Raw genomic sequence first — 22,477 nt, forward strand, 5'->3', positions numbered from 1 at the left:
TCCTCCATTTTCTGTTCTCCGTTGTAAAATACCACAAAACGAGGCTCCGGGATTGCTACCGGAAGTTCTCCATACAAAAACATGTCTTTTGTCAGTACCGAGTAAAGATCTGCCACATACAACAGATTGCGAAGCGGCATGTTTGGATTTTTCGTGGACTGGTGTTCATACAGAAACAGCCGGTCGCAGATCATAAAGGATACATCGTTTTTCATGCCAAGATAAATGGCGTTTTCCAGAGTCGTGATGACTAGCTCTTCCGGATCCTGATATGCGGTGTCATTCATTGCATTATAAAGTGCCAGAAGCGCCCGCTTTTCCTTAAAGATCATCCGAAAGATCCGGTCTTTGTAGGCGCGTACCGGAATGGGGTATTTTAGATCCTTTTCGGTCTGATCAAATGCAGTGGTCAATGTGTTTTTTGCCATAGGCAATCTCCTTCCTTATGCCGGAATCCCATTCTGCTTTTCTTTATCATTCTGGAATTCCTTTGTGTTGATAGTTGGGTGTTCAAGCAAAGAAAAATTCCAGTAGATAATTCAGAATGGCATTACCATAGAAATGAGAGAACCGCAGGCTGTAACCAAATACACCATGACCAATGCGGTTTAAAAGAATATTTCTGCTTTGTCTATAACATATCATGTTTGCAAAGGCGCTGCAAGCATTTTCCGGAACTTCTGCTGTACTGGCTGTTCTGAGATAATAAATAACGCAGTCATTGTTATTTTTGTAGCGGAGCCGATACAGCAGGAAGTGAATGAGATCGCTTTCCGGGATTTTCAGCATATCAGGTGTTTGCATCTTGAACACACGTGTACGAATGCAGCGGATGTAGTCCGATGCAGGCGAACACGTGTTGTGAGAGCAAGCAAACAACGATATGTGAAAATAGAGGAAAGCGGTCTCTTTCACTTCTGGACCTTTATTCGTTCCGTCCTATAATTGCAATTTCCTCACAAACTCCACATGCTTTTCTCACAAAATCAACACATTCGCCTGTTATGTTTATAAAAACGAAAAGACGGAAAACGATTCTGAGAGGAGCAAATTATGAGGATGAGAGAGCTTGCGGCCGTGATGGCGGGAGCCACATTTGGCATGGCAGTCATGCCGGACATGATCGTACTCGCGGCAGATAATAATATGGATTACCGGAGAAAGGTAGTCGGCATTGCCGGCATTATGAACAATACCAGTACTGGCCTGAACGATCCGGTGACCCGGGCGGAGTTTGCAAATATGCTGGTAAAGGCCTCCACCTATCGGGATTATCTGCCAGCCACCAGCAGCGTGTCGGTTTATGCAGATGTTCCGGCCACAGCCCAGTATGCGTCCAGCATCCGGATTGCGGCAGAACAGAACTGGATAACCGGTTATCTGGGTGGCCTATATAAGCCGGATCAGTCCATTACGCTGCAGGAGGCGGCACGTGGTATTCTGGCGCTTCTCGGTTACACCAGTGAAGATTTCGGCAGCAGCCTTTCCAGTGCCCGCATGGCAAAGTTTTACACTCTGGAATTAAATGAAAATCTTGACCGGCAGCCGAACGAGGTGTTAAACCGTTCTGACTGTATCAACCTGTTTTATAACCTGTTAAAGACCGATTCCAAGACCACAGGTAAGGCTTATGCGATCGTGCTTGGATGTGAGTTGAACTCCGATGGCGAGGTAAACCCGCTGGGACTTGCGGATACGAATCTGAAGGGACCGAAACTGGTAACGAAAGGTTCCCAGATTGGCGATTATGTTCCCTTCAATGTGCAGGAGGCCAGCATTTTTGTAAACGGAGATGCTTCCAGCTACGAAGCTCTGAAAAGCTATGTTTCCAGCAGTTATGTGGTGATTTACTATAACCAGACGGCAAAGACCATATGGGCTTATATTGCGGATGAGGATGTACAGTCCGGCCGCTGCGCTGTGCGCGGAACCGTGGAGAATATTTATTACAGCTCCAGTGATGTCATGACGCCGACCTCCATTACATTGGATGACGGACAGGAATATAATCTGAGCAGTTCCGAGATGCAGTTTGCCTTCTCTGTCTACGGTTCCATTCGTGTGGGAGACCGGGTAACACTGATCTGTGAGAAGAGTGAAAATTCCAACGGCGATGCGACCTACACCGTTGTGGATTACGTGGAAGATTAAGGGAGGCCGGACATGTTTGAAAAATTATCTGAGAAATTCGGAAAGGCACCATCTGCAGCGGACTATGAAGGAAAAAATGGAACAGGCGGAGCGAGCGGTTCTGGAAATGCAGGAAAAGCATCTGGAAAAAAAGGAAAACAGCTCAGTGGTAAAAATAAAAAGAAGCGTGTGCTGCTGATCGCCGCAGGAGTGGCAGTCCTTGCGGCCGGCGGTCTGTTCTGGCACAGCCACAGCGCAAAGGTGAAAATGGCCAGCGCAAAAGCTGGAGAGCAGAAGACAGCTGCCGCTACTCTGGGAACCCTGACTTCGGAACTGACTTCCTCTGGCACCATTTCTCCAAAAGATACCTATACCATTACTTCTCTGGTGGAGGGAACTGTGCTGACGGCGGATTTTGAGGAGGGAGATCAGGTAACGGAAGGGCAGGTGCTTTATCAGATCGATGCTTCCTCTGTAGAGTCAGATCTGAAATCCTCAGAAAATTCCCTGGCCCGTGCCAACAAGAGCTATCAGCAGGCGTTGGAGGATTATCAGGAGGCGGTCAGCGATTACAGTGGCAATACTTATAAGTCTACTCGCACCGGATTTATTAAAAAAATAAATATCGAGGTGGGGGACAAGGTGGGCTCCAACACGGATCTGGCGGAGCTTTACAATGATCAGACTATGAAGCTGAAGGTTCCGTTTCTGACAGGGGAAGCGGCGGTCGTCCCGGCGGGAAGTCAGGCCATGGTTACACTGACCGACACCGAGGAGCAGCTTATGGGCGTGGTTACCGCTGTCAGCAACATGGATGAGGTGCTGGATGGCGGGCGCATCGTCCGCTACGTGACCATGGAGGTGGAAAACCCGGGCGGTCTGACCACATCCCACAGTGCCACCGTTACCATCGGTGAATTTGTCTGCTGCAGTGAGGGTACTTTTGAGGCCATGACCGATACCACCATGAAGGCATCCATTACCGGAAACGGCAGCCTGGAGGTGGAGGCGCTTCTGGTGCATGAGGGTGATTATGTGACCTCCGGCACGCCGCTGTTTTGCATTAAGAGCAAGGATGTGAAAGATATTCTGGATTCCTATCAGGATGCTGTGGATCAGGCCCAGGAGAAAATCGAGTCGGCTCAGAGCAACGCTGATAATAAGCAAGAAACCTACGATAACTACACCATTACCGCGCCGATCTCCGGTCAGGTCATCACCAAGAACGTGAAGGCAGGAGACAAGATTGATCGAAGCTCCAGCAGCTCGACTTCGACTCTGGCAGTCATCTACGATCTGTCGGAGGTGACATTCGAGATGTCTGTGGATGAGCTGGATGTGGGCCGCGTGAAGGTGGGTCAGACAGTTAACATTACGGCGGATGCCATTGAGGGAAAGACCTTCACCGGAAAGGTCACCAACATCAGTCTGGAGAGTTCCCAGTCAAACGGCGTTACCAACTATCCGGTCACTGTGACCCTGGATGAGGTGGGAGACCTGCTTCCGGGCATGAATGTGGATGGAACTATCATCCTGGATCAGGTAGACAATGCGCTGATGATTCCGGTGGATTCCCTGATGCGTGGCAACCGCGTGTATGTGAAGGATGACAGCGTGACCGGGCAGCAGGGCAATGTACCGGCCGGATTTAAGGCAGTGGAAGTGGAGACCGGAATCAGCAATGATGATTATGTGCAGATCACAAGCGGTCTTTCCGAAGGCGATGAGATCTATGTGGATTCCGCGTCCGGCAATACCAGCACCGATATGTTCCAGATGAGCGGCATGGGTGGTCCTGACGGTATGGGAGGCGCCCCTGACGGCGGAAATGGCTGGCAGAAAGGAAACGGAGGCAACCGCGGTAGTGGAAATGGCGGAAACCGCGGTGGCGGCGGAATGCCGTAAAGGAGAGTACAGATGGCAGAACCTCTGATTGAATTAAAAGACATATACAAAATATATCATATGGGAGATGAGCAAGTCTGTGCCAACGACGGCATCTCTCTTACCATCAACCGCGGCGAGTTCGTGGCGATTGTTGGTAAGTCTGGCAGCGGAAAATCCACTCTCATGAACATCATCGGCGCGCTGGATGTACCCACCTCCGGCAGTTATCTGCTGGGCGGCGAGGATGTGGATCAGATGAGCGATGACCAGTTGGCAGACATCCGCAACCGGATGATCGGCTTCATCTTCCAGCAGTATAACCTGCTCCCGAAGTCTAATCTTCTGGAAAATGTGGAGCTTCCGCTTCTGTACGCGAAGGTTCCGGCGGAGGAGCGGCGGGAGCGCGCAATGCGTTCTCTGGAGCGGGTCGGACTGGCAGAAAAATGGAAGAACATGCCAAACCAGCTATCCGGCGGACAGCAGCAGCGTGTGTCCATTGCGAGGGCGCTGGCGGGAAATCCGTCCCTGATCCTGGCAGATGAGCCAACTGGTGCGCTGGACTCCAAAACCAGCCGCGAAGTATTAAATTTTCTGAAGGAACTCAACGAAGAAGGAAACACCATCGTCATGATCACCCATGACAATTCCATTGCCCTGGAGGCAAAGCATGTGGTGCGGATCCACGATGGAAAGATCAATTTTAACGGAGATGTGAAAGACTATGCTGCAATCATTTAAGCTGGCCATCAAGAGTATCTGGAGCAACAAGATGCGCTCCTTTCTGACAATGCTGGGCATTATCATCGGCGTGGCTTCGGTTATCATTCTGGTAAGTCTGGTGAACGCCTACATGTCCTACATGACAGAAAACTTTGCAAGTCTCGGCACCAATCAGATCACCGTCAACATGGTCAATCTTCCGTCCCGGTCGGTGTCGGTGGATGAAATGTATGATTTTTATGATGAAAATACCGAGAGTTTCGATCATATGACGCCTATGGTAAGCATCAGCGCCACCGTGAAAAACGGCACGGATTCCATGACGTCTACATCCGTGAGCGGCGTCAGTGAGGATTATCTCGGCATCAAGGACTGGACGCTGGTTTATGGGCGCAACATCCAGTATGCTGATATTACCGCGCGGCACAAGGTTTGCGTGATCGGTGCTTATGTGGCAGATGAGCTTTACGGAAGTGCAGAGAAGGCTTACGGCGAGACCATCAAGGTAAACGGATATGCGTTTCAGATTGTGGGTGTGGTGGAACAGCAGGACGATGACCTGGAAGAGGGCGGCACTGATGATTTTCTGTTCATGCCCTACAGCTGCGCGATCAAGATGGCCCGCAATGCCAGCATCAACAACTATACCTTTACAATCCGTGATCTGTCCGCGGCAACGGAAGGCAAGATCCTGATCGAAAATTTCCTTTATGAAAAATTCAAAAATGAAGATTTGTATACAGTCACGGCTATGAGTGAGATGCTGGATTCGTTAAACAGCATGATTGCTATGGTATCGGCAGGCCTGGGCGGCATTGCCGGAATCTCCCTGCTGGTGGCAGGCGTGGGCGTTATGAACATCATGCTGGTGTCCGTCACGGAGCGGACAAGAGAAATTGGCATCCGCAAGGCACTGGGAGCAAAGCGGAGCGTCATCATGCAGCAGTTTGTGATCGAAGCGGCGGTGACCAGTTCCCTGGGCGGCGTGATCGGAATTCTGCTGGGAAGCATTGCCACCTCCACCATTGGAGCACTGGCCGGGCTAACCGCGACGCCAACCCCGATGGCCGTGATCGTGTCCTTTAGTGTATCGGTGGGAATCGGCCTGCTGTTTGGGTATATGCCGGCAAGCCGCGCTGCAAAGCTGAACCCGATCGATGCGCTGCGGAGTGAGTAGAGGAAGGAGCGTGAATGTATGAAAAAGGTTTTTAAACGATGGATTGTGGCTGCCGCCGCTGTTCTTCTGGCGACCACACCGCAGTTTCCGTCCTGCGCATCTGACAAAGCTGTAGAAACCGTATATCTTGGCACCCCGGCTCATGTCTGGTGGGAGACCGATACCACCGGCAAATGGTCCTCTGTCGCAAAAACCCATGAGTATCAGGTAAAATTGTACATAGCAGATAATGTGGACCGGGATGAGGAGAACTGGCGTAAGGTGGATTTTGACGATGAAAGCATGGAAGAATCCGAGTGTGTCATGACAAAGCGTACCGGGGAAACCTCCTGTGATTTCAGCGCCTACATGGATGACCTGCACACCTACTTTTTTGTGGTGAGGGCTACTCCAAAGGTCAGCGAACAGGCCTATGTGAAAGCCGGTTCCTGGGTAGGTTCACCGGATGCAGATTACCGCGCGGCACAGGTGATCGGCTATACCGATGGCAAGTGGCGAAACTATCTGGAAGGAAGCCGCTACCAGTCTGAGGACGGCAGTTACCTCGGTGCAGGCTGGCAGCGCATCGAAGCCAACTGGTACCTGCTCGATGACCAGGGCTACCGCCTCACCGGCTGGCAGGAGCGGGACGGAAACCGCTATTACCTGGGTGAAACCGGCGAGCTGGCCACCGGCTGGTTCGTCTGGAACGACAACTGGTACTACGCCGACAAAAGTGGCGTGATGCAGACCGGCTGGGTCATGACAGAGCCGGGAAAATATTATTATATGGATGAAAACGGTGTGTGGGTAGAGGATGCTGTGAAAACGGAATAAAGCAAAAAATGAAAAGTCTGGGATTAGAAAGTCCCGGACTTTTTCATCTGTATTTTATTGGAAATCACATATTTGGTATCCATATGAAAAATTCTATGCTATACTTGTTAATAAACTGACAAGAAAAAACATCATTCTAATACAGAACTGATACAATGTAAGGGGGTATTTCATGAATCAGAATCCATTTGGAGGTCAGGATCTGTTTGAGCATCTGCGCAGGCAGATGGAAGAACAGCTGAGACAGAAGCAGCAGAAGAACCAGTGGCAGAAGCAGCAGTCCGGTGGCGAAAACCAGAACCGGCAAAATGGCAATGAGGGTGGCTCGCAGAATCATGAGCCGGAGCGGTTTGATTCCGACGGCAATCCGGTAAAAAATAAAAAGAAGAAGCTCCGCCTGTTCCGCAATACCGGAGTGGCTGTTGCGGTGGTGGCTCTGGCTGTTGCGGGCATTAACAGCTATTATGTTCTGGACGAGGAAAACTATGCGGTGGTGACAACTCTTGGAAGTCCCCAGGCGGAATCCCAGGCAGGACTGCATTTTAAGATTCCGTTTATCCAGAACGTAACCATGGTTTCCAAGGGCATCAAGGGCATGCCGATCGGCTATGTACAGGAAACCGGCGAGTCGGTGGATGAGGAATCCATCATGATCACCAAGGATTTCAACTTTGTGAATACGGATTTTTATCTGGAATACATGGTGAATGATCCGGTAAAATATCTGTATGCGTCTTCGGATCCGGAGGCTACCCTGAAGATGCTGGCGCAGTCCTATATCCGTGATACAGTCGGCATTTACAATGTAGACGATGTCATTACCACCGGAAAAGCGCTGATCCAGTCAGAAATCAAGGAAAAGCTGACTAACCGCATGATCTCAGAAGATATCGGGCTTTCTGTGGTTAACATTACCATTCAGGATGCTTTCCCGCCAACGGAGGAAGTCTTAAGTGCGTTTAAAAATGTAGAAAACGCGAAGCAGGGCAAGGAGACGGCCATCAACAACGCCAACAAGGACCGTAATGAGAAGATCCCGCAGGCAGAGGCAGAGTGCGACCAGATCATCAAGAATGCGGAGGCGGAAAAGGAAGCCCGCATCAACGAGGCCCAGGGCCAGGTGGCGCGTTTTGAGCAGATGTATACGGAGTACAGCAAGTATCCGCTGATCACGAAGCAGCGTATGTTCTACGAGACCATGGAGGATGTGCTTCCGTCCATGAAGGTTTACATTGTGGATGAGAGCGGCACCCAGAAGATGCTGCCCCTTGACAGCTTTACTTCCGCGATGCAGTCCGCAGACAAAGGAGCAGCAGGAAACGGAGCGGCAGGAACTGGAAGCAGCAATGCAAACACAGACGGAAACAGTGCCAGCCAGGCGGGCGGCGGCAGTGCCGGTCATGCCGGAGAGACTGGCGCTGCGAATGCGCAGTAGGAAACGGAAGGAGGAAGTTCGTCATGAAAAAAATAGCAAAAGCCTTCAGCGGCCTGATTCTCATTGCAGCATTGTTTGTTTTGGGAAATTCCCTGGTTATTACCTATCCGGATGAGTATATGATCGTGCGCCAGTTTGGTGAGATCGTCCGTGTAGTGGAAACTCCCGGAGTATCTGTAAAAATTCCATTTATACAGACAAGTGCACCAATTCCGAAAGCACTTCAGATTTATGATATCCCGAAATCAGATGTTATTACCAAAGACAAAAAGAGCATGATCGCGGATGCGTTCGTTCTCTGGAAGATTTCAGACCCGGTACTGTTTACCCGTCACTTAAACGGCCAGGTGGCCCAGGCCCAGTCCCGCATCGCGGCATCGGTCTTTTCTTCCATGAAGTCCGTCATTTCCAATATGGATCAGACGGAAATCATCGAGAACCGTGACGGAAAGCTGGCAGAAGATATCAAAGACAATATCGGCGGTTCCCTGGATGGCTACGGCATTGCGGTTCTTGCCGTAGAGACCAAGTCCCTGGATATGCCGGACGATAACAAGCAGTCCGTGTACGACCGCATGATTTCAGAGCGCAACAACATTGCGGCATCCTACACAGCCCAGGGTAATTCCTCCGCTCAGAAAATTAAGAATGATACCACAAAAGAGGTCTCTGTCATGAAGTCAGAGGCCAATGCCGAGGCTGAGAAGATCAAAGCCGAGGGCGAGGCCCAGTACATGCAGATCCTCTCCAATGCTTATAACGACGCCAGTAAGGCAGATTTTTATAATTTTGTCCGTTCCCTCGATGCAGCAAAAGCATCCTTAAAGAACGGAAACAACACCCTGATCCTGGATAAAAGTTCCCCGATCACGCAGGTGTTCTACGGATATTAAAATTGCAATTTAGAGAATAACCAATAAGGTCCGAAGGTTCGGTCAGACCCTACAGAATCAGCAGATGCTGTGAAATTTTGTACTTCATTCGCTCCGCTGCCTGTTGCCAGACCTGCGAGCAAAACTCGCGTGCGCTGCACGCTCAGACAATGCTCTCCGGTCTGGCGCTATGCTCGCTCATGAAGAAAATTCCAACGCATCTGCTGATTCTGTAGGGCCTGACCGAACCTTCTACTGTATTGGTTATTCTACGATAATAATAAACGCAGCCAGAACGTTACTATAAAAAGCCAGACTTACAGGTTTTTTATCAGCAGCATTCTGACTGCGTTATTTATTATCCTGGCATAGCCAGTAAAGCAGAAGTTCTGGTGCAGTCATGCAGAACAAGCAGACACATTGGAATTTTCTTCGTGCGCGAGCATAGCGACTCCCCGGAGACCTTTGTCTGAGCACGCAAGGCGTGCGAGTTTAGGTCGCAGGGGAGACAACCGGCGGCGGAGCGCACGAAGTACAAAATTCCACTCAGTGTCTGCGGTTCTGCATGACTGCACCGGAACTTCGGACCTTATTAGCTATTCATTTAAATTTTTATTGCAATTCTGCTGACACGTCGCCAAACATCTCCACGGACCGTCTCAGGATCCCGTGCACCTGCGCGATGCAGATCCCGTAGTTGGTGATCGGCACATTTTGTGCGACTGCGCGGGCGATCCGTGCCTTCATTTCCCGATCATTTAGCATACAACCGCCGCAGTGCACCACCAGCGCATAGGGTGACAGATCTTCCGGAAATTCCCCTCCGGAAGTGAATTCGAAGCTTAACTCCTTTCCGGTATAGTTCCGGATCCAGTTCGGCAGCTTTACGGTTCCGATATCGCCGCACTGACGGTGATGGGTGCAGCCCTCGGAAATCAGTACCGTATCACCGTTTTGCAGCTTGTCAAGCTGAGCGGCCCCGTGCACAGCTTCTTTCAAATCTCCTTTATAGCGGGCAAAGAGGATGGAGAAGGAGGTGAGCGGTACATCTGCCGGGGTATCTGCGTTTACTTTTTGGAAGGCCTGGGAATCAGTGATAACCAGAGCTGGTTTCTTGCCAAGAGCCCGCAGGGTTTGCGGAAGCTCGGTTTCTCTTGTGACTACCGAGATAGCGCCGGATTCCAGCACATCGCGGATGGTCTGCTGCTGGGGCAGGATCAGACGCCCTTTTGGTGCCGCGGAGTCAATCGGGACTACCAGTACCACCACATCCTCCGGCTGGATCAGGTCTGCCACGATACGTTTTTCATCGGCTTTTGCGGATGCAGCCTTGGTCAGTGCGCCGATTCGTTCCTTCAGTTCGTAGATCTGATCTCCACTTTTCGCGCTGACATAGATCGCATCATTCTTTTCCTGCTGCTTTTCCGGCCGGGACGGCACAGTGGCAAGCAGGTCAGATTTGTTGTACACGGTAATATGTGGAATTTTCTTTTCTGCAAAAAGTGTTAGCAGCTCCTGGTCGGCCTGCTGCAGTCCCTTTTCGGCATCCACAACCAGAATGGCAATGTCGGTTTTGTCCAGAACCTGCATGGCGCGTTTTACACGCATTTCGCCCAGGGTTCCCACATCGTCGATTCCCGGAGTGTCGATGATAACCACCGGGCCGATGGGCAGAAGCTCCATGGCTTTCTGTACCGGGTCGGTAGTGGTACCCTTGGTTTCCGAGACAAGGGATAAGCTCTGGCCGGTCACAGCGTTCACTACGCTGGATTTTCCGGCGTTTCGCAGGCCGAAGAAGCCGATGTGAACCCGCTCGGCGGATACTTTATCATTCAATCCCATAGTTGTGTCCTCTTTTCTTAATTCAGAACCGGAAATCCCGGTGGTTGGATGCCTTGATGTCCTCAATATTTTTCCGAGCGATCTCGCGCACCTTTTCCTTCGGAATCTTTTTCAGTTCCTTTTCAATCAGTTCAAATCCGTGCTTTTTTGTCTCCTCACTGGCGTAATCCACCAGGTATTCCGTCAGGGTCATCAGGGCGTTCGGATGGCAGCAGTTTAAGATCTGGCCGTTCTTGCACAGGCTCATGAAGCGGTCACCGGTACGGCCTTCGCGGTAGCAGGCGGTGCAGAAGGATGGAATAAAGCCCAGCTGCATCAGCCAGTCCACCACCTCGTCTAAGGAGCGCTGGTCTGATACATCAAACTGTTCAGAATCATGCGGGCGCTCCTCCTCACAGTAGCCGCCCACAGAGGTTCTGGAAGCACCGCTGATCTGGGAGACTCCAAGCTGCAGCATCTTCTCACGGACCTCCTGGCTCTCGCGGGTGGAGATGATCATGCCGGTGTAGGGAACGGCAATGCGGATGCAGGCCGCGATCTTCTCAAAAATATCATCGGCCAGGCTGTTGTCAAAGGCATCCGGGTCAATATCATCAGCATGCTTTACGCGCGGAACACTGATGGTGTGCGGGCCGACGCCGTGCACGGCTTCCAGGTGCTCCGCATGCATCATCAGTCCGGCAAACTCATACTGGTAACCCTCCAGACCGAATAAAACGCCCAGGCCCACATCGTCAATGCCGCCCTCCATGGCGCGGTCCATGGCCTCGGTGTGGTAATCGTAGTCGTGCTTCGGTCCGGTCGGATGCAGCTCCAGATAGCTCTTTTTGTTGTAGGTCTCCTGAAACAGGATGTAGGTGCCGATGCCGGCTTCCTTTAGTTTTCGGTAGTTTTCCACGGTGGTCGCGGCAATGTTGACGTTCACGCGGCGGATGTCACCGTTTTTATGATGGATGGAATAGATTGTTTTGATGGATTCCAGAATGTACTCGATCGGGCTATTGACCGGGTCCTCCCCGGCTTCAATGGCCAGGCGCTTGTGACCCATATCCTGCAGGGCAACGACCTCGCGTCTGATCTCTTCCTGGGTAAGCTTGATGCGGGCAATGTGTTTGTTTTTCATATGATACGGGCAGTACACACAGCCGTTGACGCAGTAGTTGGAGAGATAGAGCGGGGCAAACATGACGATGCGGTTGCCGTAGAAGGCCTGCTTGATCTCCTCAGCCAGCTCGTACATCTTTGCAACCTTTTCCGGAATGTCGCAGGCCAGCAGCACCGATGCCTCCCGGTGGGAGAGTCCGGCACAGTGGGTCTGGGTGCCGTCGGCACTTTTGACCGGTTTGGCTTTTGCCAGAATCTCATCAATCAGGACCAGATTGTGTTTGTTTTCTTCCGCATAGCGGATGGTGTCGAGGATTTCCTCATGGTTGATGAATTCCTCTGCCTTTAAGGATTTTGGGTTGTAGATAGCCATAGTATTGTTTTCCTTTCTTTGCAGTCGGAAGCAGGTTACTGCAACCTTCCGTCAGATTGTAAATTCCTATTTTATAATGTCACCCCGGGAGGTGACAATGGAGTAGCCGATGGATTCCATGCGGCGGTTCAGGCAGGAGCGGCACTGGGCGGATTCGTCTCCGGTGCAGATCTTGTTGTCGTAGAGGGCGTATTTTTTACGTTCCGACACCAGAGAGAGGTTCGGCATGACGACGTTGGCACCCGCCTGAATTCCTTTTTCCCTGCCGAGAGGGTCAATCGTCCCCAGGGCTGTGGTGGCAGGAAGCAGGATATTTGGTTTGATGAGCCGGATGAGGGAGAGCAGATAGATGGTCTGGTCTGCGGTTCCCGCCGGCATATCCCGGAACGGGGTATCCTTCTGGGGAATGAACGGGCCAATGCCGCACATCTCCGGATCGAAGTCTTCAATAAATTTCAGATCTGTGGCGATACAGTCCGGGGTCTGGTAAGGGGAGCCGACCATAAAGCCGCAGCCAACCTGGTAGCCGATCTCTTTTAAGTCCCGCAGGCAGCGCATCCGGTTGTCAAAGGACATGAAAGAAGGATGCAGCTGTTCGTAATGGGCCTTGTCGGCCGTCTCATGGCGGAGCAGATAACGGTCGGCTCCGGCATCGAACATATCCTGATAATCTGCCCGGGAGTATTCTCCTAAGGATAAGGTGACGGCGCAGTTCGGGTAGCGTGACTTGATCTCACCAACAAGCTCACAGACCTCATGAATCGGCACAATGCCTTCCCCGCCCTGGAGCACAAAGGTGCGAAAGCCTAAATCCCAGCCTTCCTTACAGCATTCCAGAATCTGCTCCCGGGTAAGCTGATATCGGTCACAATTGGTGTTGGATTTGCGGATACCGCAGTAGATGCAGTCATTTTTGCAGTAGTTTCCGATTTCAATGAGCCCGCGGACGTAGATATCAGTTCCGTAGATTTCGCGGCGCAGGGAATCAGCCTTTTTGGCGGCATAGGCCGCCAGTTCCGGTGTCTGACCTTTCACAAGCGCACGGTATTCTTCGTGCGTCAGGGCGTGACGCTCCGCCAGAAGGTCAACGAGGGCAAACAAGTCCGTCATCCGATCACATTGGAGTAGGCGGTCTTGACGCTGACTCCGTCCAGATTCCCAAGCTTTCCGGCCAGAGCGGAGATCGTATCCTGCGGCGCGTCCATGGCGATGGATACGATGCTGATGTGCTTCGGACGGTAAGGAATACCCATTCTTCCGATAATATACGGACCATACTCATGCAGCATGGCATTCAGCTTTTCTACGGAATCCGGATTTTCCACAATGATACTCATAACAGCAACGCGTGTTTCCATAAGTCCTCCTGTAACTGTGTATTAAGAGAAAAAGCCGCACCCCGAAAAGGCACGGCTTAAAGTTCTGTGATCTGGCAGACTGCGGCATATGCGCAGGCATGCGGGCGCAAAAGCGCACGGCAGAATACGGAATATAGAAGCGGACCTTTCACGCAGGAGAAAATCCCCTTAGTGTCGGAATGCAAGATGATTCTCATTAAGTACAGGATATCATAGAATGTGCCGGATTTCCAGAAGAATCGATATCGGCTTTTTTGTCCGGCTTTTTTGTCACAGCAACAACACTTGCAATTTTCCTGGAAATTCTGTATAATGAAACAATATCAGCAATTTAACGCGTTGAATTGCTGAAAAACGCGCGGTATCTGAACCATGTAACGGAATCGCAAAATATAGAAAAAAGTAGGGAAGAGGGGAAGTTGTTATCATGAGTGAAGAAAAGCAATTGAATATGCCGCAGTCACTTTTACTGCTGCTGCTGATCATCGGATCTGTAGCAGTCTGCATTCGGCTGAAAACGGGAGGGCCGATGATCGGCCTGTTTTTCAGCTGGATCATCATCTATCTGTTCTGTAAAGTATTAAAGATTGATTACGATCATGTGGTGGGCGGAGCTTATGACGCCATCCGCGTAGTCGTGCCGACGCTGTGTCTGTTGATGTCCATTGGTGTCATGATCGGAACCTGGCTGCAGAGCGGGACCATAGCATCCATTATTGTAGGCGGCTTAAAGCTGATCGATCCAACCTGGCTTTTGCCGCTGACTTTGATTTTCTGTGCAGTATTGAGCCTGGTGACCGGAACCTCCTACGGTTCTGTGGGAAGCGCCGGTGTTGCCATGATGGCGATCGGCAACGCCATGGGCATTCATCCGGGCATGGTAGCCGGAGCAGTCATCTGCGGTGCCATGTTTGGCGATAAACTGAGCCCGCTGTCTGACACCACGAACCTGGCTCCGGCTGTGGCTGGTGCAAAATTAAATGACCACGTCCGTTCCATGCTCTGGACCACGCTGCCGACCTTTGCCATCAGCCTTGTGCTGTTTACGATCCTTGGTATCAGCCAGACCTCCGGTGGTTATGAGGAAGGCAATCTGCTGGTGTATATCGATGCGCTCCAGAGTGAGTTTAAACTTGGCTTTCTGACGATGCTTCCGGCTGCTGTGATCATTGTGCTGCTGCTTTTGAAAGTCAATGCGATCGTTTCCCTGGGCCTTTCCGCAGTCTGTGCAGGCGCGGTATCCTTTTTTTATCAGGGTGCAGCCCTGCAAAGCATCATCCGCGTGGCTTATAACGGCTACAGCACCCAGATTGAGGAAGCAATCTTAAAGACCATCTTAAACCGCGGCGGTATGAGCAGCATGCTGCAGTATGTGGCCATCATCTGCTTCGCAGTCGGCATGGGCGGCATGTTAGACCGCCTGGGCGTTCTGGGCAATATCTTAAATGCCATTACCGGACGCATCAACAGTGATGGAAGCCTGATCCTTGCCAGTCTTCTGGTTGGTTATGTGACCAGCCTCATCAGCTGCTCCCAGCCGATGTCTCATGTGCTGACCGGAAATATGATGAAGCTGCTGTTCAGGGCAAGAAAGGTTGCCCCGGAGATCTTATCCAGAACCTTAGAGGACGCAGGGACCCTGTCCGGTCCTATGATCCCATGGCATGGCTATTGTGTATACATGGCAGGAACCCTGGGAGTGGCATGGTCTGTGTTCTTTCCGTATCTGTTCCTGCTGTATTTAACTCCGCTGTTCAGTGTTTTTTACGGATTCAGCGGAATCTCCATTAAGCATGTGGAGGAAAACTAAGAAAATCGGGATTGGAGAGCATTATCATGATGGAAACAAAACTTGTACTTCTCGGCACGGGCACTCCGAATGCGTGTCCGAATGCCAGCGGTCCGTCCACGGCCGTCGTGGTGGGAGACCGTTCTTATCTTGTAGATTTTGGACCAGGCGTGGTGCGCCAGGCGGCAAAGGCATATCAGAAGGGGATTGACGCGCTGCGTCCGGACCGTCTGACTGTAGCCTTCTGTACCCATCTGCACACCGATCACACGGCAGGTTATGCTGACCTGATCTTCACCCCATGGGTGCTGGAACGAAAAGAACCGCTCAGGGTCTTTGGCCCCAAAGGCATCCGTGAGATGACTGACCATATTGAGAAAGCCTATGCGGTAGATATTGATTTTCGGATCAATGGTTTTGAGAAGGCAAATGAAGAGGGCTATAAAGTAGATGCAAAGGAAATTCAGTCCGGCATCATTTACCAGGATGACCGTGTCACTGTAGAGGCATTTCCGGTCAGCCACGGCACACTGGAAAGCTATGGCTTTAAGTTTACTACACCGGATAGGGTCATCGTTATCAGCGGAGATACCGCGCCTCTGGAAATCGTAGCAGAGAAGGCAAAGGACTGTGACATTCTTCTGCATGAGGTGGAGTATACTGCAGGTCTTTCTGCAAGGGAGCCGAAGTGGCAGAAATACCATCGGGAGGTTCACACCTTAAGTGTTGATCTGGCGAAGATTGCCGGCAAGGCACAGCCGAAGCTTCTCGTTACCTATCATCGGATTTACCATATGGAAATCCAGGATAATACCGTGGATGTGGAGGCTGAGATGACCCGCAGAAACGAAGCTATCTTACAGGAGATCAAACATGCCGGATATGAGGGTCCGGTAGTGAACGGACTGGATCTGGATATATTTTAGAACAGGATAAACTCGGACGCGCCACCTGCGCACTGGAAAAGCTACCGAAGCATAAACTATCATAAGAAAGCTTCAGGGTGGCTTTTTCTTTGCAGACATTTCCAAAGCCGTTGACACCTGGAGAGGAACGGGCCTGCCTGGAACGCTTACAGGAGGGGGACCGCGAGGCACGTGATATCCTGATCGAACGGAATTTGAGGCTGGTGGCACATGTGGCCAAGAAATATCAGGGAACGGATTATGAACAGGATGATCTGCTTTCGGTGGGGACCATTGGTCTGATCAAGGCGGTGAATACCTTTCACCCGGAACGGGGAAGCCGCCTGGCTACCTATGCGGCAAAGTGCATCGAGAATGAAATCCTTATGATGTTCCGTGCCGGAAAGAAATACAGCCGGGAGGTGTCGCTGTTTGAGCCGATCGGAGTGGATAAAGACGGGGAATCGGTCAGCCTGGTAGATGTCATTGAGCTGGAGACAAAAGAGGTGCTGGAAAATCTGATCCTGGATCAGGATATCCGGGAGCTGTACGAAGCCTTTTCATGCTGCTTAAAGCCCCAGGAACAGTCGGTGGTGAAGCTGCGTTATGGCCTTTTCGGGGTGAAGCCCTGTACCCAGAGAGAAATCGCCGGGCAGCTTGGTATTTCCCGATCCTATGTATCCAGGATTGAGAAGCGGGCACTGAAAAAACTGGGTGAGCATTTGGAAACAGCACAGAATGAAATAATAATCACATAAATCGCAAGAAAATTGCATTGTGTTCAGGTGCTTTCCCATATATAATGTATGGGAAAGCATTTGGTTTTACAGGCAGCGGACCTGTGAAAGAAGAACCATCAGCCAAAGGAGGGCGTTATTATGTCTACAATTTTAGTTACAGGCGGTGCCGGCTATATCGGAAGCCACACCTGCGTTGAACTTTTAAATGCCGGCTACGATGTGGTTGTCGTGGACAACCTCTGCAATTCCTGCCGGGAATCCTTAAACCGTGTGGAGGAGATCACCGGAAAGAAGCTGACCTTTTACGAGGTAGATCTTCTGGACGAGCCGGCACTGGATTCTGTGTTCCAGAATGAAAAAATAGACGCGGTCATTCATTTTGCAGGCTTAAAGGCTGTTGGTGAGTCTGTATACAAGCCATTGGAATATTATCACAACAACATTACCGGAACCCTGATCCTCTGCGATGTGATGCGCCGTCACGGCTGCAAGAGCATTGTGTTCAGTTCTTCCGCAACTGTATACGGCAATCCTGCATTTGTTCCGATCACCGAGGAATGTCCGAAGGGTGAGATCACCAATCCTTACGGACGCACCAAGGGCATGCTCGAGCAGATCCTGACTGACCTTCATACTGCAGATCCGGAATGGAAGGTGATGCTCTTACGTTACTTTAACCCGATCGGAGCTCATAAATCCGGCCGTATCGGAGAGAACCCGAAGGGTATCCCGAACAATCTGCTCCCGTATATCACGCAGGTGGCTGTGGGCAAGCTGGTATGTCTTGGCGTCTTTGGCAATGACTACGACACTCCGGACGGAACCTGCGTCCGTGACTACATCCACGTTGTAGACCTGGCAGACGGTCATGTAAAGGCCCTGGACAAGCTGTCAAAGGAGCAGGGCGGAGTCTGGATCTACAATCTGGGAACCGGTGTTGGCTATAGCGTGTTAGATGTCATCAATGCCTTTGAGGAGGCCAACAACTTAAAAATCAACTATGTCTTTAAGGAGCGCCGCGCAGGCGATGTGCCGCAGTGTTACGCAGATTCCTCCAAGGCAGAGCGGGAGCTTGGCTGGAAGGCAAAATACGGTATCCGGGAGATGTGTGAGGATTCCTGGAGATGGCAGAAGAACAATCCGAACGGATATGATGAGAAATAATCAAAACAAAAAACAAAGAAGAGGAGACCGGTCAGGTCTCCTCTTCGCTCATTAAAGATTTCATAATAAAGGAATAGATTTCTTTGCTTTTATGTTCCCAGCGGGAGCTCATGGCAGCGGCCTGTTCACGGTCCGGAACCGATAAGTTCAGCTCAATGAGAGGCGAACGGCCTTCCCGCACCTCGCAGTGAACGATGTAATCCTGGCTGGTGGACTTGTAGTAGTCGGAAACCAGGCTGACCTCGTTGCGCAGCCGGAGACGGTTTTCTTTTAAATAGGTGTCCATATCCTCGATGATGGCCGGGGAAATGTTATTCTCAAAAAAGGTTAAGGTTTCCTCCCCCTCCCTGGTGATCTCATAGCGGGTGGTGCTGTGGGTGGACTCGGCGTGAATGAGTCCGGAATCCTTCAGCTCCCCAAGAGCCTGCTGGAGCGTAAAGTAGCTGGCATATTCATGCTGCAGGAAAAAATCTGTCAGCTGTGCGTTGGTCAGCGGGAAATTCACTTTTTTGAGCATATATAAATTCATCAGTTTGTACAGTGTCATCGGTTCAGACAACATGGAAACGGACCTCTTTCATTCTACAAGTTTTTATTAATCATACCAATTTAAACCTTTTAAATCAAGTGAAATTATGCTAAACTAATGCCATGTATGACAAAAAATAAGAGGGTACTATGAGAGAAAAAATTAACCGACTGGCAAAAGGCATCGTGGATGCGGAAGTTCCGGAGATCCTTATCCTTCCGGAAACCTGTGAGGGCACGGTGACAGCCGGGCAGGTATGCAGAAAAGAACTTTATGTGGCAGACCGTTATGGCTGCTTTGTGAAAGGTCTGGTATATTCCTCTCATCCGTGTGTGCGGGTGCTGGGAAATTCTTTCGGGGGAAACCGGAACCGTATCTTTTATGAGGTGGACTGCCGTACCTTGTCAGACGGAGATAAAATCGAGGGAGTATTTGAGCTGGTGACCAATGGCGGCGAAAAAAAGCTGCCATATTCTTTTGCCGTGGAGCCGGATCCGGTAGGAAAGATCCTGGCAGGGCTAAAGCAGCCGGAAGATTTTGCAAGGCTGGTGCAGGCTGACGGAGAGTTTGCAAAACGTCTGTTTGAGTACCGGGATTTTACGGAAGCGCCGTTTTTACAGGATCTTCATGTCCGGGCGCTGTATGATGGCTTAAAGGGAAGGCCGGACCGTCAGTGTGAACTGGAAGAGTTTCTGATCGGCATGAACGTGAAAAAGCCGGTGGAATTAAAGATAGACACCGCGGTGCGCAGCCTGGAAAACCCACAGACAGGCACGGGCGGTGTTATCCGCGTGGATCGCAGTACCTGGGGACATGTGCGGTTTGAGGTGCATGCGGACGGAGATTTTATCAATCTGCCGCAGACGGTATTTACAGAAGCAGATTTTCAGGATGACCATTGTGAGATCCTTTACCGCATTGACGGAATGCATCTTCATCAGGGTCGAAATCTCGGAGCAGTCTGGATCACGTCCATGCGTCAGAGAATCTGTGTTCCGGTGGAGGTCCTGACAGGTGAAGAGCTGAAAAACCGCGCGGGATATGGCCGGCGCGAAGCTGTCGGCAAATATCTGGAGCTGCGTCTGGAATACGAGCTTGGACTATACGGGGAGGCACTGATGCTGAATCAGCTGAAGCAACAGCTGGAAGTCATCCGCAGCCAGTATGGCGAGAGCCTCGCGGTGAGTCTGTATCAGGCAGATCTTCTGATTCTGGAGGGAGATGCAGAAGGCGCAAAGGAGCTCCTTAAAAGCAGTCAGGAAGAGGCGGCAGCGGTGCGGAAATACCGCCCGGAATATGAGCAGCTTCACCGTTATCTGCTGAACCAGCTGAGTGAAGAAGACCAGAACGCGGAGTCTGAAAAAGAGGACGGGAATCTGGCAGAGCTCCGTTTGGAATTTGAGAACGGAAGCCGTAGTCCGTACCTGTATGTCAGGGTGTGGAAACTGTATCAGCAGTGTCCGGAGCTTCTCACAGGACTTTCTGATTTTGAAGTGCAGGTGCTGATGTTTGCTGCGAAGCGGAAGCTGATGGATCAAGCTTTTGCCTGCAGGACTGCAGGATTTGCCCCCTCAAAAAAGTATGGAGGAAAGCTGCTCCTGCGATTCTTTATGATGCTGTATCAGCAGTATCCGGAACCGGAGATCCTGAACGCAGTCTGCAGCATCCTGATCAAGGCGGACTGCCGCGATAAAAAATATTTTCACTGGTATAAAAAAGCACTGGAGGAGGGCATCAGCCTGACCCGCCTGTACGAATATTACCTGTATGCGCTTCCTGAGGATTATCCGTATCTGCTCCCGAAAGAGGTGCTTTTATATTTCTCCTACGAGAAATCCATGGACACGGCTAACCGTGAGGTGCTGTACGGCAATATTGTGAGATTTATGAATCCGGAATCTACGCTGTACCGGCAGTATGAGCGGGACATCGAACAGTTTACCATGGAACAGCTTCTGCGTTCCCGTGTGAACAGCCGTCTGGTGACGCTGTATCAGCATGTATTATATAAAGAAATGATCGATGAGCAGGTGGCCCGGGTGCTTCCGGCTATCCTAAAATCTTATCGGATTACGGTATCTGACAAAAGAATCCGTTATGTTGTGGTATGCTATGAGGAACTGGACCGTGAGGATGTGTTCGTGGTCAGGGACAGCGTGGCTTATGCGCCGCTTTTTTCCAGTCATCCGGTTCTTTTGTTCCAGGATGAATACGGAAATCGTTATACGGATGTTTCCTACCGGAAACAGCAGGCTATGATGGAAAACAGCAAAGAACTGGAGGAACGCTGTTACGATATCTCTCCGGAGCAGCCTATGCTTCTTCTGGAACGCTGCAGCGCAATTGTGAAGGATGACCCGCAGAGCATGACAGACCGCCGCGTTTTAAGGCGGGGGCTGACGGAACTGAACCTGCATCCTTTATTCCGGGAAAAGCTGCTGGAAAGCCTGCTGGATTATGACAGCCGGCGTCAGAACGTGGAGGAGAATACGGCAGCTGTTCTGGATTACCGGAACCAGCTGAAGCCGGAAATGCTGTCGCGGGAGAAACGGGGAAAGCTGATCCGTATGCTGATCCTTTCGGGAAACGTTCCGGAAGCCTTTTCCATAGTAAAGGAATTTGGCTGGAGCGGTGCAAAGGAACAGGAGCTTCTGGAGCTGTGCAGTCAGATGATCTTAAAACATCAGCCGGAATCGGACGATACCCTGTTAAAGCTCTCCTGGGAGCTTTTTACAGAGAATCAGTGGGATGGAGCTGTGCTGGACTATCTGTGCGAGCACTTTAACGGAACTTCGGAGCAGATGTACAGACTTCTCATGCAGAGTGAGGCAGAGCATGTGGAGCTTTACGATCTTCCGGAGCGTCTTCTGGCACAGATGATGTTTAGCGGTGAGACAGAATATCTGGATCCGGTGTATGACTGCTACAGGAGCGGAAAGCAGGTCAGTGACCTGGTGTCCAGGGCTTATTTCACTATGAAGTCCTGTGATTATTTCCTGAAAAACCGTCCGACAAAGGATCTGGTATTTACCTATCTGGAAGACGCAGTTCAGGAAACTGCGGATAAAAAACGGATCCCTACCATTTATCTGCTTGCGCTGACCCTGTGGTACAGTCAGCAGGAGGCGCTGACCGGAAAACAAAAAGAACTGGCCGCTGCCATGGTGGAGGAGCTTCTGGAGGAAGGCCGGATCTTTGCATATTTTCACCAGCTTGGACGCCATATTCCGATGCCGGATTCCGTGATGGACCAGATCACCATTGAGTACCGGGGCAGCAGGGAGATAAGGCCTCAGCTGAAAATCCGGGTGCTTCCGGGAGAGGAGGCAAGCCACAACGCAGAGTTTGTGAAGGTATATCCCGGCATTTACATCCATCAGCATGTTCTGTTTGAGGGAGAGGTGCTGGAATATGAGGTATATGAAAACGGAACAGACGGAGGAAAGAAGACGGATGAGGGACGGCTTTCCTACGACGGTTCCCAGACAAACAGCCAGCTGAGCCGGTTTGCGGCGCTTAACGACATGAGCCGCTGTTTTGCTGAAAAAGATGGGCAGAAGCTTAAAGAAAAGATGGAGAAGTACATGACGGATCATGCTGCCATGGAGTCTCTGTTTACATTAACATAGAGGAACG

At 50.9% G+C, this 22,477-nt stretch carries 17 protein-coding genes and 1 pseudogene; 12 read left to right on the plus strand and 6 right to left on the minus strand.

Going from position 1 to position 22,477, the window contains the following annotated elements; genetic code table 11:
- A pseudogene (locus ACMP1L_RS02945) lies at positions 1-428 on the minus strand (hypothetical protein); the annotation flags it as partial.
- 625 nt (positions 429-1,053) lie between these two features.
- On the opposite strand from ACMP1L_RS02945, the gene ACMP1L_RS02950 reads away from it, so the two are divergent.
- The 7 genes from ACMP1L_RS02950 to hflC all read left to right on the plus strand — a co-directional run bounded on the left by ACMP1L_RS02950 (position 1,054) and on the right by hflC (position 9,058).
- The gene (locus tag ACMP1L_RS02950; protein WP_418451972.1) at positions 1,054-2,151 is read left to right on the plus strand and encodes an S-layer homology domain-containing protein; all 1,098 of its coding nucleotides are present in this window, start codon (positions 1,054-1,056) and stop codon (positions 2,149-2,151) included.
- 12 nt (positions 2,152-2,163) lie between these two features.
- A complete protein-coding gene (locus ACMP1L_RS02955) occupies positions 2,164-4,035 on the plus strand; it encodes an efflux RND transporter periplasmic adaptor subunit (protein WP_418451973.1) in 1,872 nt (623 codons plus the stop codon).
- A 12-nt stretch (positions 4,036-4,047) separates the two neighbouring features.
- Positions 4,048-4,755, plus strand: a complete 708-nt coding sequence (locus ACMP1L_RS02960; RefSeq protein WP_418451974.1) for an ABC transporter ATP-binding protein — start codon at positions 4,048-4,050, stop codon at positions 4,753-4,755.
- The gene (locus tag ACMP1L_RS02965; RefSeq protein WP_418451975.1) at positions 4,739-5,914 is read left to right on the plus strand and encodes an ABC transporter permease; all 1,176 of its coding nucleotides are present in this window, start codon (positions 4,739-4,741) and stop codon (positions 5,912-5,914) included. The genes ACMP1L_RS02960 and ACMP1L_RS02965 overlap by 17 nt, the downstream gene beginning before the upstream one ends.
- 18 nt (positions 5,915-5,932) lie before the next feature.
- On the plus strand, positions 5,933-6,730 hold the full coding sequence (locus tag ACMP1L_RS02970; RefSeq protein ID WP_118733309.1) for a hypothetical protein: 798 nt from the start codon (positions 5,933-5,935) through the stop codon (positions 6,728-6,730).
- A 172-nt stretch (positions 6,731-6,902) separates the two neighbouring features.
- The gene (hflK, locus tag ACMP1L_RS02975) at positions 6,903-8,165 is read left to right on the plus strand and encodes an FtsH protease activity modulator HflK (protein ID WP_418451976.1); all 1,263 of its coding nucleotides are present in this window, start codon (positions 6,903-6,905) and stop codon (positions 8,163-8,165) included.
- Positions 8,166-8,188: 23 nt separating this feature from the next.
- Positions 8,189-9,058 carry a protease modulator HflC gene (gene hflC, locus ACMP1L_RS02980; protein WP_118733310.1) on the plus strand — a complete coding sequence of 290 codons (870 nt, stop codon included), beginning with the start codon at positions 8,189-8,191 and terminating at the stop codon, positions 9,056-9,058.
- A gap of 591 nt (positions 9,059-9,649) precedes the next feature.
- Here hflC and hydF read toward each other — a convergent pair.
- The 4 genes from hydF to ACMP1L_RS03000 form a co-directional block, all read right to left on the minus strand.
- Positions 9,650-10,879, minus strand: coding sequence for a [FeFe] hydrogenase H-cluster maturation GTPase HydF (hydF, locus tag ACMP1L_RS02985; RefSeq protein ID WP_418451977.1), 1,230 nt, complete (start codon positions 10,877-10,879; stop codon positions 9,650-9,652).
- 22 nt (positions 10,880-10,901) lie between these two features.
- Positions 10,902-12,356, minus strand: a complete 1,455-nt coding sequence (hydG, locus tag ACMP1L_RS02990; protein ID WP_475544512.1) for a [FeFe] hydrogenase H-cluster radical SAM maturase HydG — start codon at positions 12,354-12,356, stop codon at positions 10,902-10,904.
- A gap of 66 nt (positions 12,357-12,422) precedes the next feature.
- Positions 12,423-13,466: a [FeFe] hydrogenase H-cluster radical SAM maturase HydE gene (hydE, locus tag ACMP1L_RS02995; RefSeq protein ID WP_418451978.1), complete on the minus strand. Its 1,044-nt coding sequence runs from the start codon at positions 13,464-13,466 to the stop codon at positions 12,423-12,425.
- Complete coding sequence (locus tag ACMP1L_RS03000; RefSeq protein ID WP_118529770.1) at positions 13,463-13,714, minus strand: TM1266 family iron-only hydrogenase system putative regulator; 252 nt, start codon at positions 13,712-13,714, stop codon at positions 13,463-13,465. The genes hydE and ACMP1L_RS03000 overlap by 4 nt, the downstream gene beginning before the upstream one ends.
- Before the next feature lie 427 nt (positions 13,715-14,141).
- Between ACMP1L_RS03000 and nhaC the strand changes: the two genes are divergently transcribed.
- From nhaC to galE, 4 genes are all read left to right on the plus strand, one after another.
- A complete protein-coding gene (nhaC, locus tag ACMP1L_RS03005) occupies positions 14,142-15,524 on the plus strand; it encodes a Na+/H+ antiporter NhaC (RefSeq protein ID WP_418451979.1) in 1,383 nt (460 codons plus the stop codon).
- Between the two features lie 26 nt (positions 15,525-15,550).
- The gene (locus tag ACMP1L_RS03010) at positions 15,551-16,429 is read left to right on the plus strand and encodes an MBL fold metallo-hydrolase (protein WP_418451980.1); all 879 of its coding nucleotides are present in this window, start codon (positions 15,551-15,553) and stop codon (positions 16,427-16,429) included.
- Positions 16,430-16,518: 89 nt separating this feature from the next.
- On the plus strand, positions 16,519-17,166 hold the full coding sequence (sigK, locus tag ACMP1L_RS03015; protein WP_177303295.1) for an RNA polymerase sporulation sigma factor SigK: 648 nt from the start codon (positions 16,519-16,521) through the stop codon (positions 17,164-17,166).
- Positions 17,167-17,286: 120 nt separating this feature from the next.
- Positions 17,287-18,312: a UDP-glucose 4-epimerase GalE gene (gene galE, locus ACMP1L_RS03020; RefSeq protein WP_118733316.1), complete on the plus strand. Its 1,026-nt coding sequence runs from the start codon at positions 17,287-17,289 to the stop codon at positions 18,310-18,312.
- Positions 18,313-18,343: 31 nt separating this feature from the next.
- On the opposite strand, the gene ACMP1L_RS03025 is transcribed toward galE, so the two are convergent.
- Complete coding sequence (locus ACMP1L_RS03025; protein ID WP_118733317.1) at positions 18,344-18,874, minus strand: DUF4364 family protein; 531 nt, start codon at positions 18,872-18,874, stop codon at positions 18,344-18,346.
- A 116-nt stretch (positions 18,875-18,990) separates the two neighbouring features.
- On the opposite strand from ACMP1L_RS03025, the gene ACMP1L_RS03030 reads away from it, so the two are divergent.
- Positions 18,991-22,470, plus strand: coding sequence for a DUF5717 family protein (locus tag ACMP1L_RS03030; protein ID WP_418451981.1), 3,480 nt, complete (start codon positions 18,991-18,993; stop codon positions 22,468-22,470).
- The last annotated feature ends 7 nt before the right edge of the window (positions 22,471-22,477 follow it).

It is taken from the genome of Ventrimonas sp. (assembly GCF_048380235.1).
Lineage (GTDB): Bacteria > Bacillota > Clostridia > Lachnospirales > Lachnospiraceae > Brotaphodocola.